Origin of the sequence: Streptomyces sp. NPDC014623 (assembly GCF_043088245.1) — a bacterium.
In the GTDB taxonomy this organism is placed as follows: domain Bacteria; phylum Actinomycetota; class Actinomycetes; order Streptomycetales; family Streptomycetaceae; genus Streptomyces.
This window is the reverse complement of sequence record NZ_JBIBZU010000002.1, coordinates 177,525-194,956: the sequence shown is the minus strand read 5'-3', so window position 1 is coordinate 194,956 and position 17,432 is coordinate 177,525. Positions and strand designations below refer to the sequence as shown.

Sequence of the window (17,432 nt, the reverse complement as noted above, 5' to 3'; positions counted from 1 at the left end):
TCGGCAAGGGGTCAGCGATGCTTCTGCGACAACTGGAAGACGTCCGCGGCGATGCGGGTGGCGGCCTGCCGTGTCGGGAGAGCGAGCAGTTCGGTACGGATCGCTCCGCCGGCGGCCAGGTGACGGTCGTACGGGAGGACCTGCACGCTCGCTCCGCTGGACGCGAGCTTCTGTACGGCCTTGTCGAGGTCGATCCCCGCACGGGGCGTCTGTTCGGTGAGTACGACGACCGTGCCCTCGATCACACGGCGGGGCAGCGCCTGGATCCACTCGAGCACGTTGTGGGCGCTCGTGACGCCCTCCGGGGTGGCCGGGGCGGTCAGCACACGGGCCTGGGAAGCGGAGAGGGCAACCCGGGCGACCTCGGCGGGCAGTGTCTCGCAGTCGACGACCGTCACCCCGAAGTAGCGGCGCAGGGAGACCATCACCCGCTCGTAGGCCCTGGTGTCCAGCATCGCGCCGATCCGGCCCTGACTGCCGGGCAGCAGCCAGGCGTTGCCGGGGAGCTGGACGAGGTAGCCGGTCACGTCGAGCAGGGACATCTGCGGTTCGACGATGTGCGCCAGATCGCCGGCGGTCCAGCGCAGCGACCGGGCGCCGAGCCGCAGCGGCAGCGAGCCGAGCGCCGGATCCGCCTCGACGAGCAGCACCGGGTCCTGCCTGTAATGCGCGTACGTGGTGCCGAGCAGCGCGGCGACGGTCGACTTGCCCGCGCCGCCCCTGATCGAGGTGACGGCGATCTGCCGACCGGTCGTCACGGGCTGCTGGAGTTGCTCGGCGGTTCGGGTGATCTCGGCGACCTCGCGCGCCGTCGAGGAGGAAACGATCCGGCGCAGTCCGCGTGCGACTCGCGCCGCGAAGGGCTCTCCGTGCCGCGGCCCGCGTACCGTTTCGGCCAGGCTGTCGTCCATCACGGGCCGGGCGTCGGGGGCGGTACGGGGCGGCCTGCTGCCGGGCGGGGGCAGGCCGGGCCCCGGGGCGGGGGTGCCGGTGCCCCGCGCCGGACCGGTGTCGCTCCGCACGGTGGTCGCGGCAGCGCCTTTCCTGTCGCGCCGCACTTCGCCCTGCCAGTTGTCCGTGTTCGGCATGTCTGCCCTTCCCCTCCACCGCGCCGCCATGGGCGGAGCGCCCGCACGTTGACTCAGAACTTGTCGAGCAGCTGTCCGAACACGCCGAACACCCCCACAGCGAGCGGGAAGAGCGCCACCGTGCCGGCGGATTCGACCAGATCCGCGGTGCGGTGCAGCCGGACCCGCACGTGCTCCGGCGGCTCCACCGCCAGCACCAGCAGGGGGAGCAGCGCTGCCGCACCGAGCACGGCGATCGCCCCCGCGCCCCCGGAGTGCTGCAGCCACAGCATCATCAGGCGCACGAGGAGGGCCCCGGCGACAGTTACGAGCGCCACCACCTCCACGACCAGGGGGAACGCTCGTGCCCCGGACAGGAGCAGCACCGCGACGACCGAGGCCAGCACCACCGACCATGCGGTCGACCGCTCGGCCGAGGCGAGCAGCCAGCCCGCCGCACCCGCCGACACCGCGGTGACCAGGGTCGCGAGGGCCAGGCCCCGGTGGGTGGCTGCGAGAGCGTTGCCCACCTCGTGACGGCTGACGGAGACGCCGGTGGAGCGGCGGTCGTCGAGTGCGGTGAGTCCCGACGCCATCAGGGCGATCCTCGGCAGCACTCCCAGCAGCACGACGGAGAAGACCGCCATGACGGCTCCGAGCCGGGCCGGGTCCTGCTGAACGGCGGCGACGCCCTCCCAGACCACGGTGAGCGAAGCGGTCGCCGCGGCGCCGATCAGCCCGCCCCGGCCGAGCGGCGAGAAACAGCCGAGGAGCACCAGAGTCAGGACCAGCGCGGCCGAGACGGCGCCCAGACGTGCGGCTGGAGGCCAGTCGTACGCATCGGCGGCGGTCCACGCGGTGAGCAAGCCGAGACCGCCGGAGGCGGACAGCAGCGCGGTCGCGAGCCCGTGGTCGCCCTGCCGCGCCCTGGCGGCGAGCACACCCGCCGCCAGGAGGACGAACGTGGCCAGGGTGAGCACGCCGGCGAGGGCACCGAGCGGGAACTCCCGGCGGGCGAGCAGTGCGGCAGTCAGGGCGAGAACGGTGGTCGCCGCGCCCGCGACGGCCCGGCGCGCGGCAGGACGCCGGCGCCAGGCCCGCATATCGAGGTCGTCGGCCACATGGTCCGCGACGTCGTGCACGACGGGGGCGGGTAGCGCGGACCGGGACCTGACGAGCCGGAGCACGGCGCCGTCGGACACCCCGGCCGATGCCAGGGTGCTGTCGTGCGCCAGGGCCGAGCCGTCGGACGTCACCAACTGCCGTGTCAGCGGTCGCGAAGCGACCTGATCGTCGAGCAACTGGAGGATATCCGGGAGCAATTGCCCGATCGGAGTATCGGAGGGCAGGACGATGTCGGCCCGACGCCGCTCGCCGACCAGGGTCACCCGGCTCAGTTCCGAACGGGATGTCATTGCTGTGCTCGCCACTTACGGCAATCTATCATCGCGATTCGGGGAGCTCCCGGGCCAACTGCCCGCCGACTTCGGTCATTCCCTGAGGGCTGCCGCGAGCACGGGAAGCCGGGCGCCCTTCCCGGCTCCTTTGCGGAATTGCCTTGGGGCAGGGTTGTCCCGCCGTTTCCGGGATATTCAGGCGCTGTCCGTACTCCTGGGCCGACGCCGCTGTTCGTCCTGGGCCGCCTGCTGTTTCGTCAGGTGTGCTGGAGAAAGGACCATCCCACGCATCCCGCGCACAGGACGGCCGTGACGACGATCCCCGCGAATGCCTTGCTGAGCCGTTCGTCCGCCGTACGGCCGGCCCTCCGCGCACCGAACAGGAGCGCGTTCCGCATCCGCCGACGGCGTATCCCCACCGATTCGGGCAGTTGGCTGTCGTGATTCCGTGCCATGCGTCGTCCGCGCCCCAGCCGTCCGTAACTTCAGTCGTCCTCGCTCCGAAACATAAGGCACGGAGGAGCGGGAGTACATGCCGGGAGGCAGGGGCCGGAACCGGCTCGGTGACAGGCCGGGTCACTGTCACCGTGGCCCGTGCTCCTCATCGGCCGTGAATTCGTCCGCCGCCGCCTGCGGGCCTGCGCTCCCGCAGCGCGAACCACAGCTCCGTCCGCACGTCCATGTCGTCCAGGTCCATGTCCAGCAGCGCCGCGCACCGGGCGATGCGCTGGCGGACCGTGTTGCGGTGCACCTTGAGGGCCACCGCCGTGCGGTCCCAGTTGCCGTGCAGGCTCAGCCAGCAGCGCAAGGTCTCGGCCAGGGGTCCCGTGAGGGGGGCCAGAAGAGCCCGGGCATGGGCTTCGGCGTGCTCGGCCGGGATCAGACCGGCCAGGCCTCCGATGCCGGGGCGGTGCGTGACCAGGGGCGTACGGGTCGCCTCCGCGTGGCCCAGGGCGCGGGCCGCCCGGGTGCCGGCGTCGGGCAGGGCGGCGACCGGACCGGGGCCCGAGACGCCGAGGGTCCAGCCGGGCTGCGGGGTCACCGCCTCGTGGCGGCCGGGGAGCAGGACCCGTACCGTCTCGCGGTCCACGTCCGACAGCGCGGAGCCCAGTGCCGTGCCGAGGGCCCCGGCGTTGAGCCGGTCCGCCGGAGCGCCGTCGGCGCGACGGGCGTGGACCACCGTCCAGGAGTCGCCGCCGCCCAGCAGCGGCGCCACGTCCTGCGGGGCCGCGCCCAGCAGCAGCCGTACGAGCGCCGCCGAACGGCCCGCGGCGTCGGCGCCCTGGTGCGGGGCGGTGAGGAGGGAGAGCAGCACGACGGCGATCCCCGCGACGGTGTGGTCGCCGAAGTCGCGCCGGGGCGTCGCCAGGGTGAGGGCCAGCCCCTGCCCACCGCCGAGCGCGTACGCGAAGAGGTGGGTGCCGCCCCGGGTCTCGGTCGCCGACGACGGGTTCGGCTTCCGGCCGGGAGAGACGGCGGGCGGCGTGGCGGGAGCCACCACCCGGGCCAGCCGGGCCAGCGCCGTTCGCACGTCCGGTGCCGGACGCCCGCCCGCCGCGTGCAGCACACCACCGTCCGCCGTGAGCAGCGCGACCCGGCCCTCCAGCTGTACGGCGAGCTGCCGCAGCACCGCGGGCACCGGGTCCGGGCGGGCCGCCGCCGTCGCCAGGGCCTGCTGCGCCCGGGTCACCCGGCGCAGCTCGCGGTGCCGGGCCTCCGCCATGAGCCGCCACACCGCCCGGGCGATCGCGGCGAAGGGGGTCTGCGGGGGCACCTCCAGCAGCGGCATCCCGTGCCGGTCGCACGCCTCCACCAGGGCGGCCGGCACCGTGTCGTGCACCGGCGCCACCCCGAAGCCGAGGGCCGCCGCACCCGCCTCCACCAGCCGGGCCACGTAGGTGTCCGCGTCCGTGAGCTGGACCCCGGCGGTCAGCAGAAGCTCGCCGCCGAGCAGGTACGGATAGGGGTCGGCCATCTCCGAGGTGTGCACCCACAGCAGATCCGCGTGGTCCGGACCGGCGATCCGGCGCAGCCCGAGCTCCTCCCGGCCGAGCAGTTCGGCCAGGTGGATGGGAGGGGCGGGAGGCCCGGCTGGGGAGTCCGGCATGGATGGTCCATCCACTCGGCGGCTTGAGAATGGATGAAACCTACACTTCAGCGTCGGCTTCCGGCCACCTACCGTCTTCCTCACCACACCCCCTGAGCGAGAACGAGACGGAGGAAGGCCCATGGCTGTCGACTACGCGGTGATCGTGGCCTATCTGGCCGGCATGCTCGCCATGGGCTGGTGGGGCATGCGCCGCGCCAGGTCCAAGAGCGAGTTCCTGGTCGCCGGGCGGCGGCTCGGCCCCTGGATGTACTCGGGCACGATGGCCGCGATCGTCCTCGGCGGTGCCTCGACGATCGGCGGCGTGGGCCTCGGATACCAGTACGGACTCTCCGGCGCCTGGATGGTCTTCACGATCGGTCTCGGGCTGCTCGCCCTGTCCGTGTTCTTCTCCGCGCGCATCGCCCGGCTGAAGGTCTACACCGTCTCCGAGATGCTGGACCTGCGCTACGGCGGCCGGGCCGGCGTCATCTCCGGTGTCGTCATGTGGGCGTACACGCTGATGCTCGCGGTCACCTCGACCATCGCCTACGCCACCATCTTCGATGTCCTGTTCGACGTGAACCGGACCGTCGCGATCGTCCTCGGCGGCACCGTCGTCGTCGCGTACTCGACACTGGGCGGCATGTGGTCGATCACGATCACCGACCTGGTGCAGTTCGTCGTCAAGACGATCGGTGTCCTGCTCCTCCTCCTGCCGATCGCCGTGGTCAAGGCCGGCGGCTTCGGCGAGATGAAGGCACAGCTGCCCACCGAGTACTTCGACCCGCTGGGCATCGGAGGCGAGACGATCTTCACGTACGTCCTGATCTACACCTTCGGCATGCTGATCGGCCAGGACATCTGGCAGCGCGTGTTCACCGCCCGCAGCGACCGGACGGCACGCTGGGGCGGCACGGTCGCCGGGACGTACTGCCTGGTGTACGCGGTCGCCGGTGCCGTCATCGGTACGGCGGCCAAGGTGATGTACCCGAAGCTGCCCAGCGCCGACGCGGCGTTCGCGACGATCGTCAAGGACGAACTGCCCGTCGGCGTACGGGGGCTCGTGCTGGCCGCCGCGCTCGCCGCGGTGATGTCCACCTCCTCCGGCGCCCTGATCGCCTGCGCGACCGTGGCCAACAACGACATCTGGTCGCGGCTGCGCGGCGTGGTCGTCAAGGAGGGCGGTGAGGGGCGCGACGAGGTGAAGGGCAACCGGGCGTTCATCCTCGTCATGGGCGTCGCCGTCATCGTGATCGCCCTCGCGCTCAACGACGTCGTCGAGGCGCTGACCGTCGCCTACAACCTGCTGGTCGGCGGGCTGCTGGTGCCGATCCTCGGCGGTCTGCTCTGGCGCCGGGGCACCGCGGCGGGCGCGCTGGCGGCCGTGGCCGTCGGCGGCGCCGCGGTGACCGGGCTGATGGCGGCCTACGGAATCCTCGCCGACGAACCGGTCTCCTACGGGCTGCTCGCCTCGCTCGCCGTGTACGTCGTCGTCTCGCTGGCGACGAAGCCGACCGACGCGGCCGTGCTGACGGCCTGGCGCGAGCGGCTGGCCGGGCGGGGGGCCGACGACCCGGCCACCCCGGACCCGGCCACCGTCTGAACACCCCTCCACCTCCCGGAAAGGGGCCCGGCGGGCCCCTGACACACTGAACAGCGTATGGACGCCCACAAGGCGTGCATGGCTTCAACGAAAGGCACTCGCACCCATGAGCAGCAACGAAGCGCCGCGCGGCCCCGTCGACTCCTCCCGCGTCCCGCGGTACGCCGGACCCGCGACGTTCGCGCGGCTGCCCCGGCTCGACGAGGTCGGCTCCGCCGACGTCGCCGTCGTCGGCGTGCCCTTCGACAGCGGGGTCTCCTACCGCCCCGGTGCGCGCTTCGGCGGCAACGCGATCCGCGAGGCCTCCCGCCTCCTGCGCCCCTACAACCCGGCGCAGGACGCCTCGCCCTTCGCGCTCGCCCAGGTCGCGGACGCGGGTGACATCGCCGCGAACCCCTTCGACATCAACGAGGCCGTCGAGGCCGTCGAGGCCGCCGCCGACGGCCTGCTCTCCACCGGCGCCCGGCTGATGACGCTCGGCGGTGACCACACCATCGCGCTGCCCCTGCTGCGCTCCGTCGCCAAGAAGCACGGCCCCGTCGCCCTGCTCCACTTCGACGCCCACCTGGACACCTGGGACACCTACTTCGGCGCCGAGTACACCCACGGCACCCCGTTCCGCCGTGCCGTCGAGGAGGGCATCCTCGACACGGAGGCCCTCTCCCACGTGGGCACGCGCGGTCCGCTGTACGGCAAGCAGGACCTCACCGACGACGCCAGGATGGGCTTCGGCATCGTCACCTCCGCCGACGTCATGCGGCGCGGCGTCGACGAGATCGCCGACCAGCTGCGCCAGCGCATCGGTGACCGTCCGCTCTACATCTCCATCGACATCGACGTGCTCGACCCGGCGCACGCCCCCGGCACCGGGACCCCCGAGGCGGGCGGCCTCACCTCGCGCGAGCTCCTGGAGATCCTGCGCGGGCTGTCCTCCTGCCACCTCGTCTCGGCCGACCTGGTCGAGGTGGCCCCGGCGTACGATCACGCGGAGATCACCTCCGTCGCCGCCTCGCACACGGCGTACGAGCTGACGACGATCATGTCCCGCCAGATCGCGGAGGGCCGCGCATGAGTCACGACCACGACGACCGGCCACGGCTCACCGCCGCACAGGCCGAGGCGGCCCTGAACCCTCCGCCCGGACGCAACGGCGGCGACCTCGTGATCGAAACCCTCCAGGGTCTCGGCGCCACCACCGTCTTCGGGCTGCCCGGCCAGCACGCGCTCGGCATGTTCGACGCGCTGCGCCGCTCCTCGCTCTCGTACGTCGGACTGCGCGTCGAGAACAACGCGGGTTTCGCCGCCGACGCCTACGGCCGGATCACCGGCGAGGTGGCGACCCTGCTCCTCTCCACCGGTCCCGGCGCCCTGACCTCCCTGGCCGCGCTCCAGGAGGCGGCAGCCGCGTCCGCGCCCGTGCTGGCGGTCTCCAGCCAGATCCCCACCGCCGGGCTCGGCGGCGGGCGCCACGGCTATCTGCACGAGCTGCGTGACCAGAAGGCGTCCTTCCGCGACGTCGTCAAGTCCGTGCACACCGTGCGTACGGCGTCACAGATCCCCTCCGCGATCGCCGCCGCCTGGGAGTCCGCGCTGACCGCCCCGCACGGCCCCGTCTGGGTGGAGATCCCGCAGGACGTGCTGCTCGCCGAGACGGTCCTGCCCGTCGTCAGCGCGCTGGACGCCACCCCCCGGGAGCTGTACCCGCGCCCCGAGCTGACCCTCGCGGCCGCCCACCTGCTGTCGCACGCCGAACGTCCGGCGATCATCGCGGGCGGCGGAGTCGTACGCTCCGACGCGGCCGGCAAGCTGCGCGCGCTCGCGGAGAAGATCAACGCCCCCGTCGTCACCACCTTCGGCGGCAAGGGCGCCTTCCCCTGGGAGCACCCGCTCTCGCTCCGGTCCTGGCTGGAGGACCGCCACACCACGGACTTCCTGGAGTCCGCGGACGTCCTGCTGGTCGTCGGCTCCGGACTCGGCGAGCTCTCCTCGAACTACCACACGTTCGCCCCGCGCGGCCGGATCGTCCAGATCGAGGCCGACGCCGGGAAACTGGAGTCCAACCACCCCGCGCTCGGCATCCACTCCGACGCCCGGGAGGCCCTTGCCGACCTCCTGGACGCGGTGGAACCCCGCGAGGACGACGACGCGGCGGCACGCGTCCGTACGCTGCTCGGGAAGGTCCACGGGCGGATCGCGGCGCAGGACCTCACGCTGGAACAGCAGGTACTGGCCTCGGTCCGTGAGGCGCTGCCCGACACCTCGCCCAGCTTCTGGGACATGACGATCCTCGCCTACTGGGCGTGGTCCGCCTTCGACGCCCGCCACCCCAACACGATGCACTCGGCTCAGGGCGCGGGCGGCCTCGGCTACGGCTTCCCCGCCGCGATCGGCGCCGCCGCCGCCGACCGCACCCGGCCGGTGCTCGCGGTCTCCGGCGACGGCGGTGCGATGTACTCGATCGCCGAGCTCGCCACCGTGCGGCAGTACGACCTGCCCGTCACCTGGCTGATCGTCGACGACGGGGGATACGGCATCCTGCGGGAGTACATGACCGGCGCCTTCGGCGAAGCCACGGCGACCGAGCTCTCCCGTCCGGACTTCGTCGCCCTCGCCGGGTCCTTCGGCGTCCCCGCGGTCCGTACGACGCCTCAGTCCCTGGCCGCCGACCTCGGCAAGGCCCTGGCGGCTCCCGGCCCGTCGGTGGTGGTGCTCCCCGCGCTGCTGAAGATGTTCGAGCCGACGCACCTGTAGGGAAGCCCCGTGCGGCCGGGGCCCGGGCCCCGGGGCAGAAGCCGGGACACGGCCGCACATCCGCTCATCCGGCTCCGACGGTCTTCCCGATCGCCGCCTCCTGCGCGGCGCGGCCCTCGTGGAAACGCTGCTGGAGCGCGGTGTCGCGCAGACAGCCCGGCAGGTCCTTCCCGGAGGGCAGCAGGTCCGGAAGGGACCTGAACACCGCCGCCGCCGGCCGGCCCTGCCCTCTGCTCCTGGCCGCCATCAGGTACCTCCCGGCCGCGTGGAGGTGCCCGGTCAGGTGCTTCGACGGCTCCCTGGCCAGTTTCCGTGCGACGTCCGGCCGGCCGAGCGAGTGGTGTTCCCCCTCGCCGAGCCGCTCCAGCTCCGCCAGTGCCGCGTACAGCCGGCCGCAGAGGTAGGCCTCCGCCTCGAGGTCGTCCGCCATGCTTCCCCGTTCCTGTGATCCCGGTGCGCGCGGTCATCCTTACCCCGGTGGTCCTCCGGCCACCCCGGCCCGGCCTCCGTCCATCGGCCGGGAATCGTCGCGGAAGGATGAAATCCGCGACCGGCCGTGTTGGGGACATGCGGTAGGCCGGGCGGAACGCGGGGCGACGGGGCGAAACAGGAGGCACGGGCGGTGGGCGCGACGAAACAGGGCGCGGAGCGACAGGGCGCGACGGAGCAGGGCGCGGAGCAACCGGACGCCGGGCAGCAGGGGTGGGGCCGGCGGCTGAGCGGCTACGCGTGGCGCTACCGCCGCAACGTCGTGCTCGCGCTGGGGTCCTCGCTCGCGGGCATGGCCGTCATGGCACTCGTCCCGCTGATCACCAAGGTGATCATCGACGACGTCGTCGGCAGCCACACCCGCTCCCTCGGCGTGTGGACCGGCCTGCTCATCGGCGCGGCCGTCCTCGTCTACGCCGCCACCTTCGTCCGCCGCTACTACGGCGGGCGGCTCGCCCTGGACGTACAGCACGACCTGCGGACCGAGATGTACGGCACCCTCACCCGGCTCGACGGGAAGCGGCAGGACGAGCTCTCCACCGGGCAGGTCGTCGGGCGGGCCACCAGCGACCTGCAGCTGATCCAGGGGCTCCTCTTCATGCTCCCGATGACCATCGGGAACATCCTGCTCTTCCTCATCTCCCTGGTGATCATGGCGTGGCTCTCGCTGCCCCTGACCCTCGTCGCCCTCGCCGTCGCCCCCGCCCTGTGGTTCATCGCCCGCCGCTCCAAGGAACGCCTCTTCCCCGCCACCTGGTACGCCCAGAGCCAGGCCGCGGCCGTCGCAGGAGTGGTCGACGGGGCCGTCTCCGGGGTCCGGGTCGTCAAGGGGTTCGGCCAGGAGGAACAGGAGACCGGCAAGCTCCGCGAGGTGAGCCGCAAGCTCTTCGCGGGCCGGCTGCGCACGATCCGGCTGAACTCCCGCTACACCCCGGCGCTCCAAGCCGTCCCCGCGCTCGGCCAGGTCGCGATGCTGGCCCTCGGCGGCTGGCTCGCCACCCGCGGTGAGATCACGCTCGGCACGTTCGTCGCCTTCTCCACCTATCTCGCCCAGCTCGTCGGCCCGGTCCGGATGCTCGCCATGGTCCTGACCGTCGGCCAGCAGGCACGGGCCGGCGTGGAGCGCGTCCTGGAACTGATCGACACCGAGCCGTCCATGCAGGACGGCACCAGGACGCTCCCGGCCGACGCCCCCGCACGTGTCGAGTTCGACGACGTCCGCTTCGGCTACGACGAGGACCGCCCGGTCCTGGACGGTTTCTCCCTGACCATCGAGCCGGGGGAGACGGTGGCCGTCGTCGGCGCCTCCGGCAGCGGCAAGTCCACCGTCTCGCTCCTGCTGCCCCGCTTCTACGACGTGTCGCACGGCGCGGTCCTGGTCGGCGGCCACGACGTCCGTGAACTGACCCAGGACTCGCTGCGGGCGGCCATCGGACTCGTACCGGAGGACAGCTTCCTCTTCTCCGAGTCGGTCGGCGCCAACATCGCGTACGGATGCCCGGGCGCCACCCAGGAGCAGATCGAGCGAGCCGCCCGGGCCGCCCAGGCACACGGCTTCATCTCCGCGCTGCCCGAGGGCTACGACACCAAGGTCGGCGAGCACGGGCTCACCCTCTCCGGCGGCCAGCGCCAGCGCGTGGCACTCGCCCGCGCCCTCCTCACGGACCCCCGCCTGCTGCTCCTCGACGACGCCACCTCCGCCGTGGACGCACGGGTCGAACACGAGATCCACGAGGTCCTGGCGCAGGTCATGGAGGGCCGCACGACCCTGCTGATAGCCCACCGCCGGTCCACGCTCGGCCTCGCCGACCGCATCGCCGTCCTCGACCGGGGACGGCTCGCCGACATCGGGACGCACGCGGAGCTGGAGCGCCGCTCCGCGCTCTACCGCCGGCTGCTCACCGACCCGGACGAGCTGGGCGGCACCTCCCCCGGGCACCAGCCGTCGGTGGCCGCGGCCCCCGAGGACGACCGCGCGCTCCAGGAGGAGCTGGACGCCGAGTTCGACGCCGAGCGCGGTGTCACCCCTGGGCTGTGGATCCGCAAGGAGGAGCAGCGCGACGCGGCGGCCGCGGGCATGCCCGCCACCCCCGAGCTGCTCGCCCAGGTCGAGGCGCTGCCGCCCGCCACCGACGCCCCCGGCATCGACGAGGCGAGCGCGGTGCGCCCGGAGAAGTCGTACGGCCTGCGCAGGCTGCTGCGCGGCTTCGGCGCCCCGCTGCTGGTGAGCCTGGCGCTGGTCGCCGTCGACGCGGGCATGGGCCTGCTCCTGCCGGTGCTGATCCGGCACGGCATCGACGACGGTGTCACGAAGATGGCGCTCGGCGCGGTCTGGGCGGCCGCCGCCTTCGGCCTGCTCACCGTCCTCGTGCAGTGGGCGGCCCAGATCGGCGAGACCCGGATGACGGGCCGCACCGGCGAACGCGTGCTGTACTCCCTGCGCCTCAAGATCTTCGCGCAGCTCCAGCGCCTCGGCCTCGACTACTACGAGCGCGAGCTGACCGGCCGGATCATGACCCGGATGACGACGGACGTGGACGCGCTGTCCACGTTCCTCCAGACCGGCCTGGTCACCGCCTTCGTCTCCCTCGTCACCTTCTTCGGCATCACGGTCGTGCTGCTCGTCCTCGACGTCGAGCTGGCCCTGGTCGTCTTCGCGACGCTGCCGCTGCTGATCGTCGGCACGTTCTTCTTCCGCCGCAAGAGCGTCAAGGCGTACGAACTCGCCCGGACACGCATCAGCGTCGTCAACGCCGACCTCCAGGAGTCCGTCTCCGGACTGCGGATCGTCCAGGCGTACCGGCGTGAGCGCGACGGCGCCGAGCGGTTCGCGGAGCGCAGTGACCACTACCGCCGGGCCAGGGTGCGGGGGCAGTGGCTGATCTCCGTCTACTTCCCGTTCGTCCAGCTGCTGGCCTCCGTCGCGGCGGCCGCCGTGCTGATCGTCGGCGCGGGCCGGGTCGACGACGGCACGCTGACCACGGGCGCACTGGTCGCCTACCTGCTGTACATCGACCTGTTCTTCGCCCCCGTGCAGCAGCTGTCCCAGGTCTTCGACGGCTACCAGCAGGCCAGCGTCTCCCTCGGCCGCATCCAGGAGCTCCTGCGCGAGCCCACGTCCACGGCCGACCACGACGACCCGCAGGACGTGACGTCCCTGCGCGGCGAGATCGCGTTCGAGGACGTGTCGTTCGCGTACGCCGGCGAGGAGGAGGCCCTCACCGGCATCGATCTGCGGATTCCGGCGGGCCAGACGGTCGCCTTCGTCGGCGAGACGGGGGCGGGCAAGTCCACGCTGGTCAAGCTGGTCGCCCGCTTCTACGACCCGACGAGCGGCCGGGTCACGGCGGACGGCACGGATCTGCGACGGCTCGACAGGACGGCGTACCGGCACCGGCTCGGGGTCGTACCGCAGGAGGCCTACCTCTTCGAGGGCACGGTCCGCGACGCCATCGCGTACGGCCTCCCGGACGCCACCGACGCGCAGGTGGAGGCGGCGGCCCGGGCGGTCGGCGCGCACGAGATGATCGCCACCCTGGAGGACGGCTATCTGCACGAGGTCGCCGAGCGGGGCCGCAACCTCTCGGCCGGCCAGCGCCAGTTGATCGCGCTCGCCCGCGCCGAACTGGTCGACCCGGACATCCTGCTGCTCGACGAGGCGACCGCCTCCCTCGACCTCGCCAGTGAGGCCCAGGTCAACCAGGCGACCGACCGGCTGGCAGGGCGGCGCACCACCCTGGTGGTCGCCCACCGGCTGACGACGGCCGCACGCGCCGACCGGGTCGTGGTGATGGACCGGGGCAGGGTCGCCGAGGACGGCACGCACGACGAACTGCTGGCGAAGGACGGCGCGTACGCCCGGCTGTGGCGCACCTTCATAGGGGAGGGCATAGGGGAGGACGCCCCGGCAGGCGTATGACATCCGCCCTCCGCCCCGGAACCCCGCAACCCCGCGGCCCCTCCCTCGCGTCGTACATCTATGCGTACGTGTGTCCGGCGAGGGGTGGGGTGTTCGATGAGACGGGCGGAGTGGTCGGTGTGCTCGGTGGGGACGGCGTGATGAGACCGCTGAGGTCATCGGGGCGGCAGGAGCGGCGAGCAGGCGCCCGCCTGCTCGCGGCGCTCCTCGTGCTGCCGCTGCTCGGGGCCCTCGGCCTGGTGCTGGGCTCCGCCGGGACGGCCCCGGCGCAGGCCGCGTCGGCCTGTTCGGGGCGGCTGGTCAAGACGGTGGCGTTCCCCGCCGGTTCGCTGCGTGTCTACAAGAGCCGCGCCTACGCGTGCGCCGTCACCGTCGCCGGGAAACCGGGCGCGCGCCGGGTGATGCGGGTGTCGCTGCAGCCGCGCGGCGGCCGGGCGGTCGTCGACAGCGGCAGGTTCACCAAGCTGGCCGGCCCGGTCACGGTCCATGCGCTGAACCGCTGCGTCCGCGCCTCGGGTTCCGTCGGGAGTTCCTCCGGCTCCACCGGGTGGATCCTGTGCTGACACGCGGCCGGGTCTGGCGTGGCAGGTGTCACCCCCGCTAGGTTCACGGCCACTGTCGTGAATCAAGGGGAGGGTGCATGCGCAAGGTGCTCAGAGGCGTTCTGTCGCTCGCGGTGCTCATAGGCACGGTAAGCGCGACCGGGGCCTCGGCCGGAGCGGCCACCGCCGCGGAACCGGACGCGAAGCGGAGCGGCTCCACCAGCAGCAGCGAGGACGTCAAGGACCGCATCCTGGCCATCCCGGGAATGAGCCTGGTCGAGGAGAAGCCCTACCCCGGCTACCGCTTCTTCGTCCTCGGCTACACCCAGCCGGTCGACCACAGGCGCCCGTCCGAGGGCACCTTCCAGCAGCGCATCACCCTGCTGCACAAGGACACGACCCGGCCCACGGTCTTCTTCACCAGCGGCTACAACGTCTCCACGAACCCCAGCCGCAGCGAGCCGACGCAGATCGTCGACGGCAACCAGGTCTCCCTGGAGTACCGCTTCTTCACCCCCTCCCGCCCGGCTCCCGCCGACTGGTCGAAGCTCGACATCTGGCAGGCCGCCAGCGACCAGCACCGGGTCTTCAAGGCCCTGAAGAAGATCTACCCCGAGAACTGGCTCAGCACCGGCGGGTCCAAGGGCGGTATGACCGCCACCTACTTCGAGCGCTTCTACCCGAAGGACATGGACGGCGTCGTCGCCTATGTCGCGCCCAACGACGTGGTCGACAAGGAGGATTCGGCGTACGACCGGTTCTTCGCCCGCGTCGGCACCAAGGAGTGCCGGGACCGGCTGGGCGGTGTCCAGCGCGAGGCGCTCGTCCGCCGCGAGCCGCTGGAGAAGAAGCTGGAGGCGTACGCCGCCGAGAACGGCCTGACCTTCGACACCGTCGGCACGCTCGACAAGGCGTACGAGGCCGTCGTCATGGACTACGTCTGGGCCTACTGGCAGTACAGCATGCTCGCCGACTGCGACTCCGTCCCGGCCGACGCCCCGAACGCCACCGACCAGGAGATCTGGGACTCCATCGACGGCATCTCCGGCTTCTCCGCCTACGCCGACCAGGGGCTGGAGACGTACACGCCGTACTACTACCAGGCGGGCACCCAGCTCGGTTCGCCCGACATCGAGCAGCCCTGGCTCGGGGACCTGAGCCGCTACGGCTACCAGCCGCCGCGCACCTTCGTACCGCGCTCGATCCCGATGAAGTTCCAGCCCTCGGCCATGCGTGACGTGGACAGCTGGGTCAGGAACAACGCGAGGCACATGCTGTACGTCTACGGCGAGAACGACCCGTGGGGCGCCGAGCCCTTCCGTCTCGGCAAGGGCGCCCGGGACAGCTACGTCTACACCGTGCCCGGTGGCAACCACGGTTCCAAGGTCGCCGGCCTCGCCGCCGACGAGAAGGCCAGGGCCACCGCGGCCGTCCTGCGCTGGGCCGGGGTCGCGCCCGCGGCCGTCGAGGCCGATCCGGCGAAGGCGAAGCCCCTCGCGAAGTTCGACGCACGCCTGGACGTGCGGGACGACGAACTCCGGCGGAACCGGGGCACGCTGCGGCCGTAGTACACGCCGCTCCGGACCGGGGCGGGCCGTGTCCGCCGGGTGTCGTCCACACCCGGCGGACACGGCCCGCCGGCTTCTCCCGAGCCCCTAACCCCGGTACGACAGGCCGTGACCGACGGGGTACAGCGTCTGCGCGGGGACGTCCGCCCGCTGCACCGGGACCGGCAGTCTGCCCTTCGGCCGGGCCCGTCCCGCGATCACGCGGGCGGCGGCCCGCAGCTCGACGTCCGTCCAGGAGTACGAGACGAGGCTCGCGGCCCAGCCCGTTCCGGCCAGGTGGGCGATGTCGTACGGGTTCCGGATCGCGAGCGTGATCACCGGGACGCCGGTCGCCGCGAGGGCGCTGACCAGGGTGCGCTGGGAACTGCTCGCCGTGACGTTGTACGTGCCCACGACGACCGCGTCCTTGCCCTCCGCCGCGGCCACCGCCTCCGCGATCTTCGCCTGGGAGGGCGACGTGCCGGTGGACAGCGCGGTCGCCGCGTACCCCAGTTCCTCGAAGGCCCCGGCGAGCGTGGTGGTCGGGGGGCCGGTGGTGCCGGAGGGGGAGGCCGGGTCGGCGCCGACCACCAGGAGGTTCCTGTGGGAACGGCGGGACAGGGGCAGCAGCGCCCCGTCGTCGGCCAGCAGGGTGGTCGTCCGCTCGGCGATCCGGTCGGCGGTGGTGAGATGTGCCCGGATGCCGACGGCCCGGTCGACGCCCCGGTGGGTGACGTACGGGTCGCGGAACAACCCGAGCTTCGTCTTCAGCCGCAGGATGCGCAGAACCGATTCCTCGATGCGGGCCTCGCTGATCTCGCCGTCCCTCACGGCGTTCAGGACGGCGTTCCAGGCGACCTTCAGGTCCGGCGGGTTGACCAGCTGGTCGACGCCGGCCAGCAACGCGAGGACGGGGACACGCTCGTCGCCGTACTTCGTGCGGACGCCCTGCATGTCCAGGGCGTCGGTGACCACCAGACCGTCGTATCCGAGCTCCTCGCGCAGGATGCCGGTCAGGATCGGGCGGGACAGGGTGGCCGGGTCCTCCGCCGGGTCCAGGGCGGGCACCACGAGGTGCGCCGTCATGATCGAGTCGATGCCCGCGGCGATGGCCGCCCGGAACGGCGGGGCGTCCAGCTCGGCCCACTGCTCACGGGTGTGGTGGATGTAGGGCAGGCCGGTGTGGCTGTCGGTGCTCGTGTCCCCGTGACCGGGGAAGTGCTTGGCGGTGGAGGCGACCCCGGCGCTCTGGTACCCCTTCACCTGCGCGGTGACCAGCCCGGCGACGGAATCGGGGTCGGAGCCGAAGGAGCGCACGCCGATGACGGGATTGGCCGGGTTGACGTTGACGTCCGCGTCCGGCGCGAAGTTCTGCCTGATGCCCATCGCCGCCAGTTCGGCCCCGGCGATCCGGGCCGCCGTGCGCGCGTCGGAGTGCGAACCGCCCGCACCCAGCGCCATCGCGCCCGGCAGCAGGGTCGCGGGTTCGCCGACGCGGCACACGATGCCGTGCTCCTGGTCGGTGGAGATGAGGACCGGGACCGGGGTGGGCCCGGCGAGCCCGGCCCGCTGGATGCCGTTGGAGAGGTCGGCGATCTGGTGCGGGTCGCGGGTGTTGTGCGCCCAGGTGAAGTAGATGATGCCGCCGACGTGGTACGTGGAGATCAGCTCGGCGGCGTTGCGGACCCCGATCTCGGCGAGGTTGGCGTCGACGTCCGCCTGGTCGGGATCGGTGGCCGAGTGCCCGTACACCCGCATCACGAAGAGCTGGCCGACCTTCTCCTCCAGGCTCATCCGGGCGACGATCCGCTTGAGACGGCTGTCCTGGGAGGTGCCGGAGGCGGCTGCCTGTGCGGCGCCGGGAAGCGCGGCGACGCCGGTCGCCGAGGCGGCGACGGTCGCGGCGGTGGCGGTGAGGAGGGTTCGTCTGGAGGTGCGGTGGTGCACGTGTGTCCCTTCCGGTGCTGAAAGAAACTTCCAAGAAGGTACGGATATATGGAAAGTAACTACCAGTCAAGGGGGTCGTCC

General features: G+C 72.4%; 11 protein-coding genes and 1 pseudogene. 6 read left to right on the top strand and 6 right to left on the bottom strand.

What is annotated here, in order from left to right; translation table 11 throughout:
• Positions 1-11: 11 nt before the first annotated feature.
• From ACF1FZ_RS04860 to ACF1FZ_RS04845, 4 genes and pseudogenes are all read right to left on the bottom strand, one after another.
• The gene (locus ACF1FZ_RS04860; protein WP_391771945.1) at positions 12-1,088 is read right to left on the bottom strand and encodes a MinD/ParA family protein; all 1,077 of its coding nucleotides are present in this window, start codon (positions 1,086-1,088) and stop codon (positions 12-14) included.
• A 53-nt stretch (positions 1,089-1,141) separates the two neighbouring features.
• Positions 1,142-2,482: a type VII secretion integral membrane protein EccD gene (eccD, locus tag ACF1FZ_RS04855; protein WP_391772210.1), complete on the bottom strand. Its 1,341-nt coding sequence runs from the start codon at positions 2,480-2,482 to the stop codon at positions 1,142-1,144.
• 201 nt (positions 2,483-2,683) lie between these two features.
• A pseudogene (locus ACF1FZ_RS04850) lies at positions 2,684-2,919 on the bottom strand (hypothetical protein); the annotation flags it as partial.
• Positions 2,920-3,065: 146 nt separating this feature from the next.
• Positions 3,066-4,571, bottom strand: a complete 1,506-nt coding sequence (locus tag ACF1FZ_RS04845) for a PucR family transcriptional regulator (protein ID WP_391771944.1) — start codon at positions 4,569-4,571, stop codon at positions 3,066-3,068.
• A gap of 121 nt (positions 4,572-4,692) precedes the next feature.
• Here ACF1FZ_RS04845 and ACF1FZ_RS04840 point away from each other — a divergent pair, with 121 nt between their 5' ends.
• The 3 genes from ACF1FZ_RS04840 to ACF1FZ_RS04830 all read left to right on the top strand — a co-directional run bounded on the left by ACF1FZ_RS04840 (position 4,693) and on the right by ACF1FZ_RS04830 (position 8,907).
• On the top strand, positions 4,693-6,156 hold the full coding sequence (locus tag ACF1FZ_RS04840; protein ID WP_391771943.1) for a sodium:solute symporter: 1,464 nt from the start codon (positions 4,693-4,695) through the stop codon (positions 6,154-6,156).
• A gap of 106 nt (positions 6,157-6,262) precedes the next feature.
• The gene (gene speB, locus ACF1FZ_RS04835) at positions 6,263-7,228 is read left to right on the top strand and encodes an agmatinase (RefSeq protein WP_391771942.1); all 966 of its coding nucleotides are present in this window, start codon (positions 6,263-6,265) and stop codon (positions 7,226-7,228) included.
• Entirely contained in the window at positions 7,225-8,907 is a 1,683-nt protein-coding gene (locus ACF1FZ_RS04830; protein ID WP_391771941.1) for a thiamine pyrophosphate-binding protein, read from the top strand. Before speB ends, ACF1FZ_RS04830 begins: the two co-directional genes overlap by 4 nt.
• Positions 8,908-8,971: 64 nt before the next feature.
• Here the strand turns inward: ACF1FZ_RS04830 and ACF1FZ_RS04825 are convergent, their stop codons facing one another.
• Positions 8,972-9,337, bottom strand: coding sequence for a hypothetical protein (locus ACF1FZ_RS04825; RefSeq protein ID WP_391771940.1), 366 nt, complete (start codon positions 9,335-9,337; stop codon positions 8,972-8,974).
• Positions 9,338-9,622: 285 nt separating this feature from the next.
• On the opposite strand from ACF1FZ_RS04825, the gene ACF1FZ_RS04820 reads away from it, so the two are divergent.
• The 3 genes from ACF1FZ_RS04820 (at position 9,623) to ACF1FZ_RS04810 (ending at position 15,425) form a co-directional block, all read left to right on the top strand.
• Positions 9,623-13,315, top strand: coding sequence for an ABC transporter ATP-binding protein (locus ACF1FZ_RS04820; protein WP_391772209.1), 3,693 nt, complete (start codon positions 9,623-9,625; stop codon positions 13,313-13,315).
• Between the two features lie 89 nt (positions 13,316-13,404).
• Positions 13,405-13,878: a hypothetical protein gene (locus ACF1FZ_RS04815; RefSeq protein WP_391771939.1), complete on the top strand. Its 474-nt coding sequence runs from the start codon at positions 13,405-13,407 to the stop codon at positions 13,876-13,878.
• 77 nt (positions 13,879-13,955) lie between these two features.
• Positions 13,956-15,425: a S28 family serine protease gene (locus ACF1FZ_RS04810; RefSeq protein ID WP_391771938.1), complete on the top strand. Its 1,470-nt coding sequence runs from the start codon at positions 13,956-13,958 to the stop codon at positions 15,423-15,425.
• An 87-nt stretch (positions 15,426-15,512) separates the two neighbouring features.
• Here the strand turns inward: ACF1FZ_RS04810 and ACF1FZ_RS04805 are convergent, their stop codons facing one another.
• Positions 15,513-17,351, bottom strand: coding sequence for a glycoside hydrolase family 3 protein (locus ACF1FZ_RS04805; protein ID WP_391771937.1), 1,839 nt, complete (start codon positions 17,349-17,351; stop codon positions 15,513-15,515).
• Between the last annotated feature and the right edge of the window lie 81 nt (positions 17,352-17,432).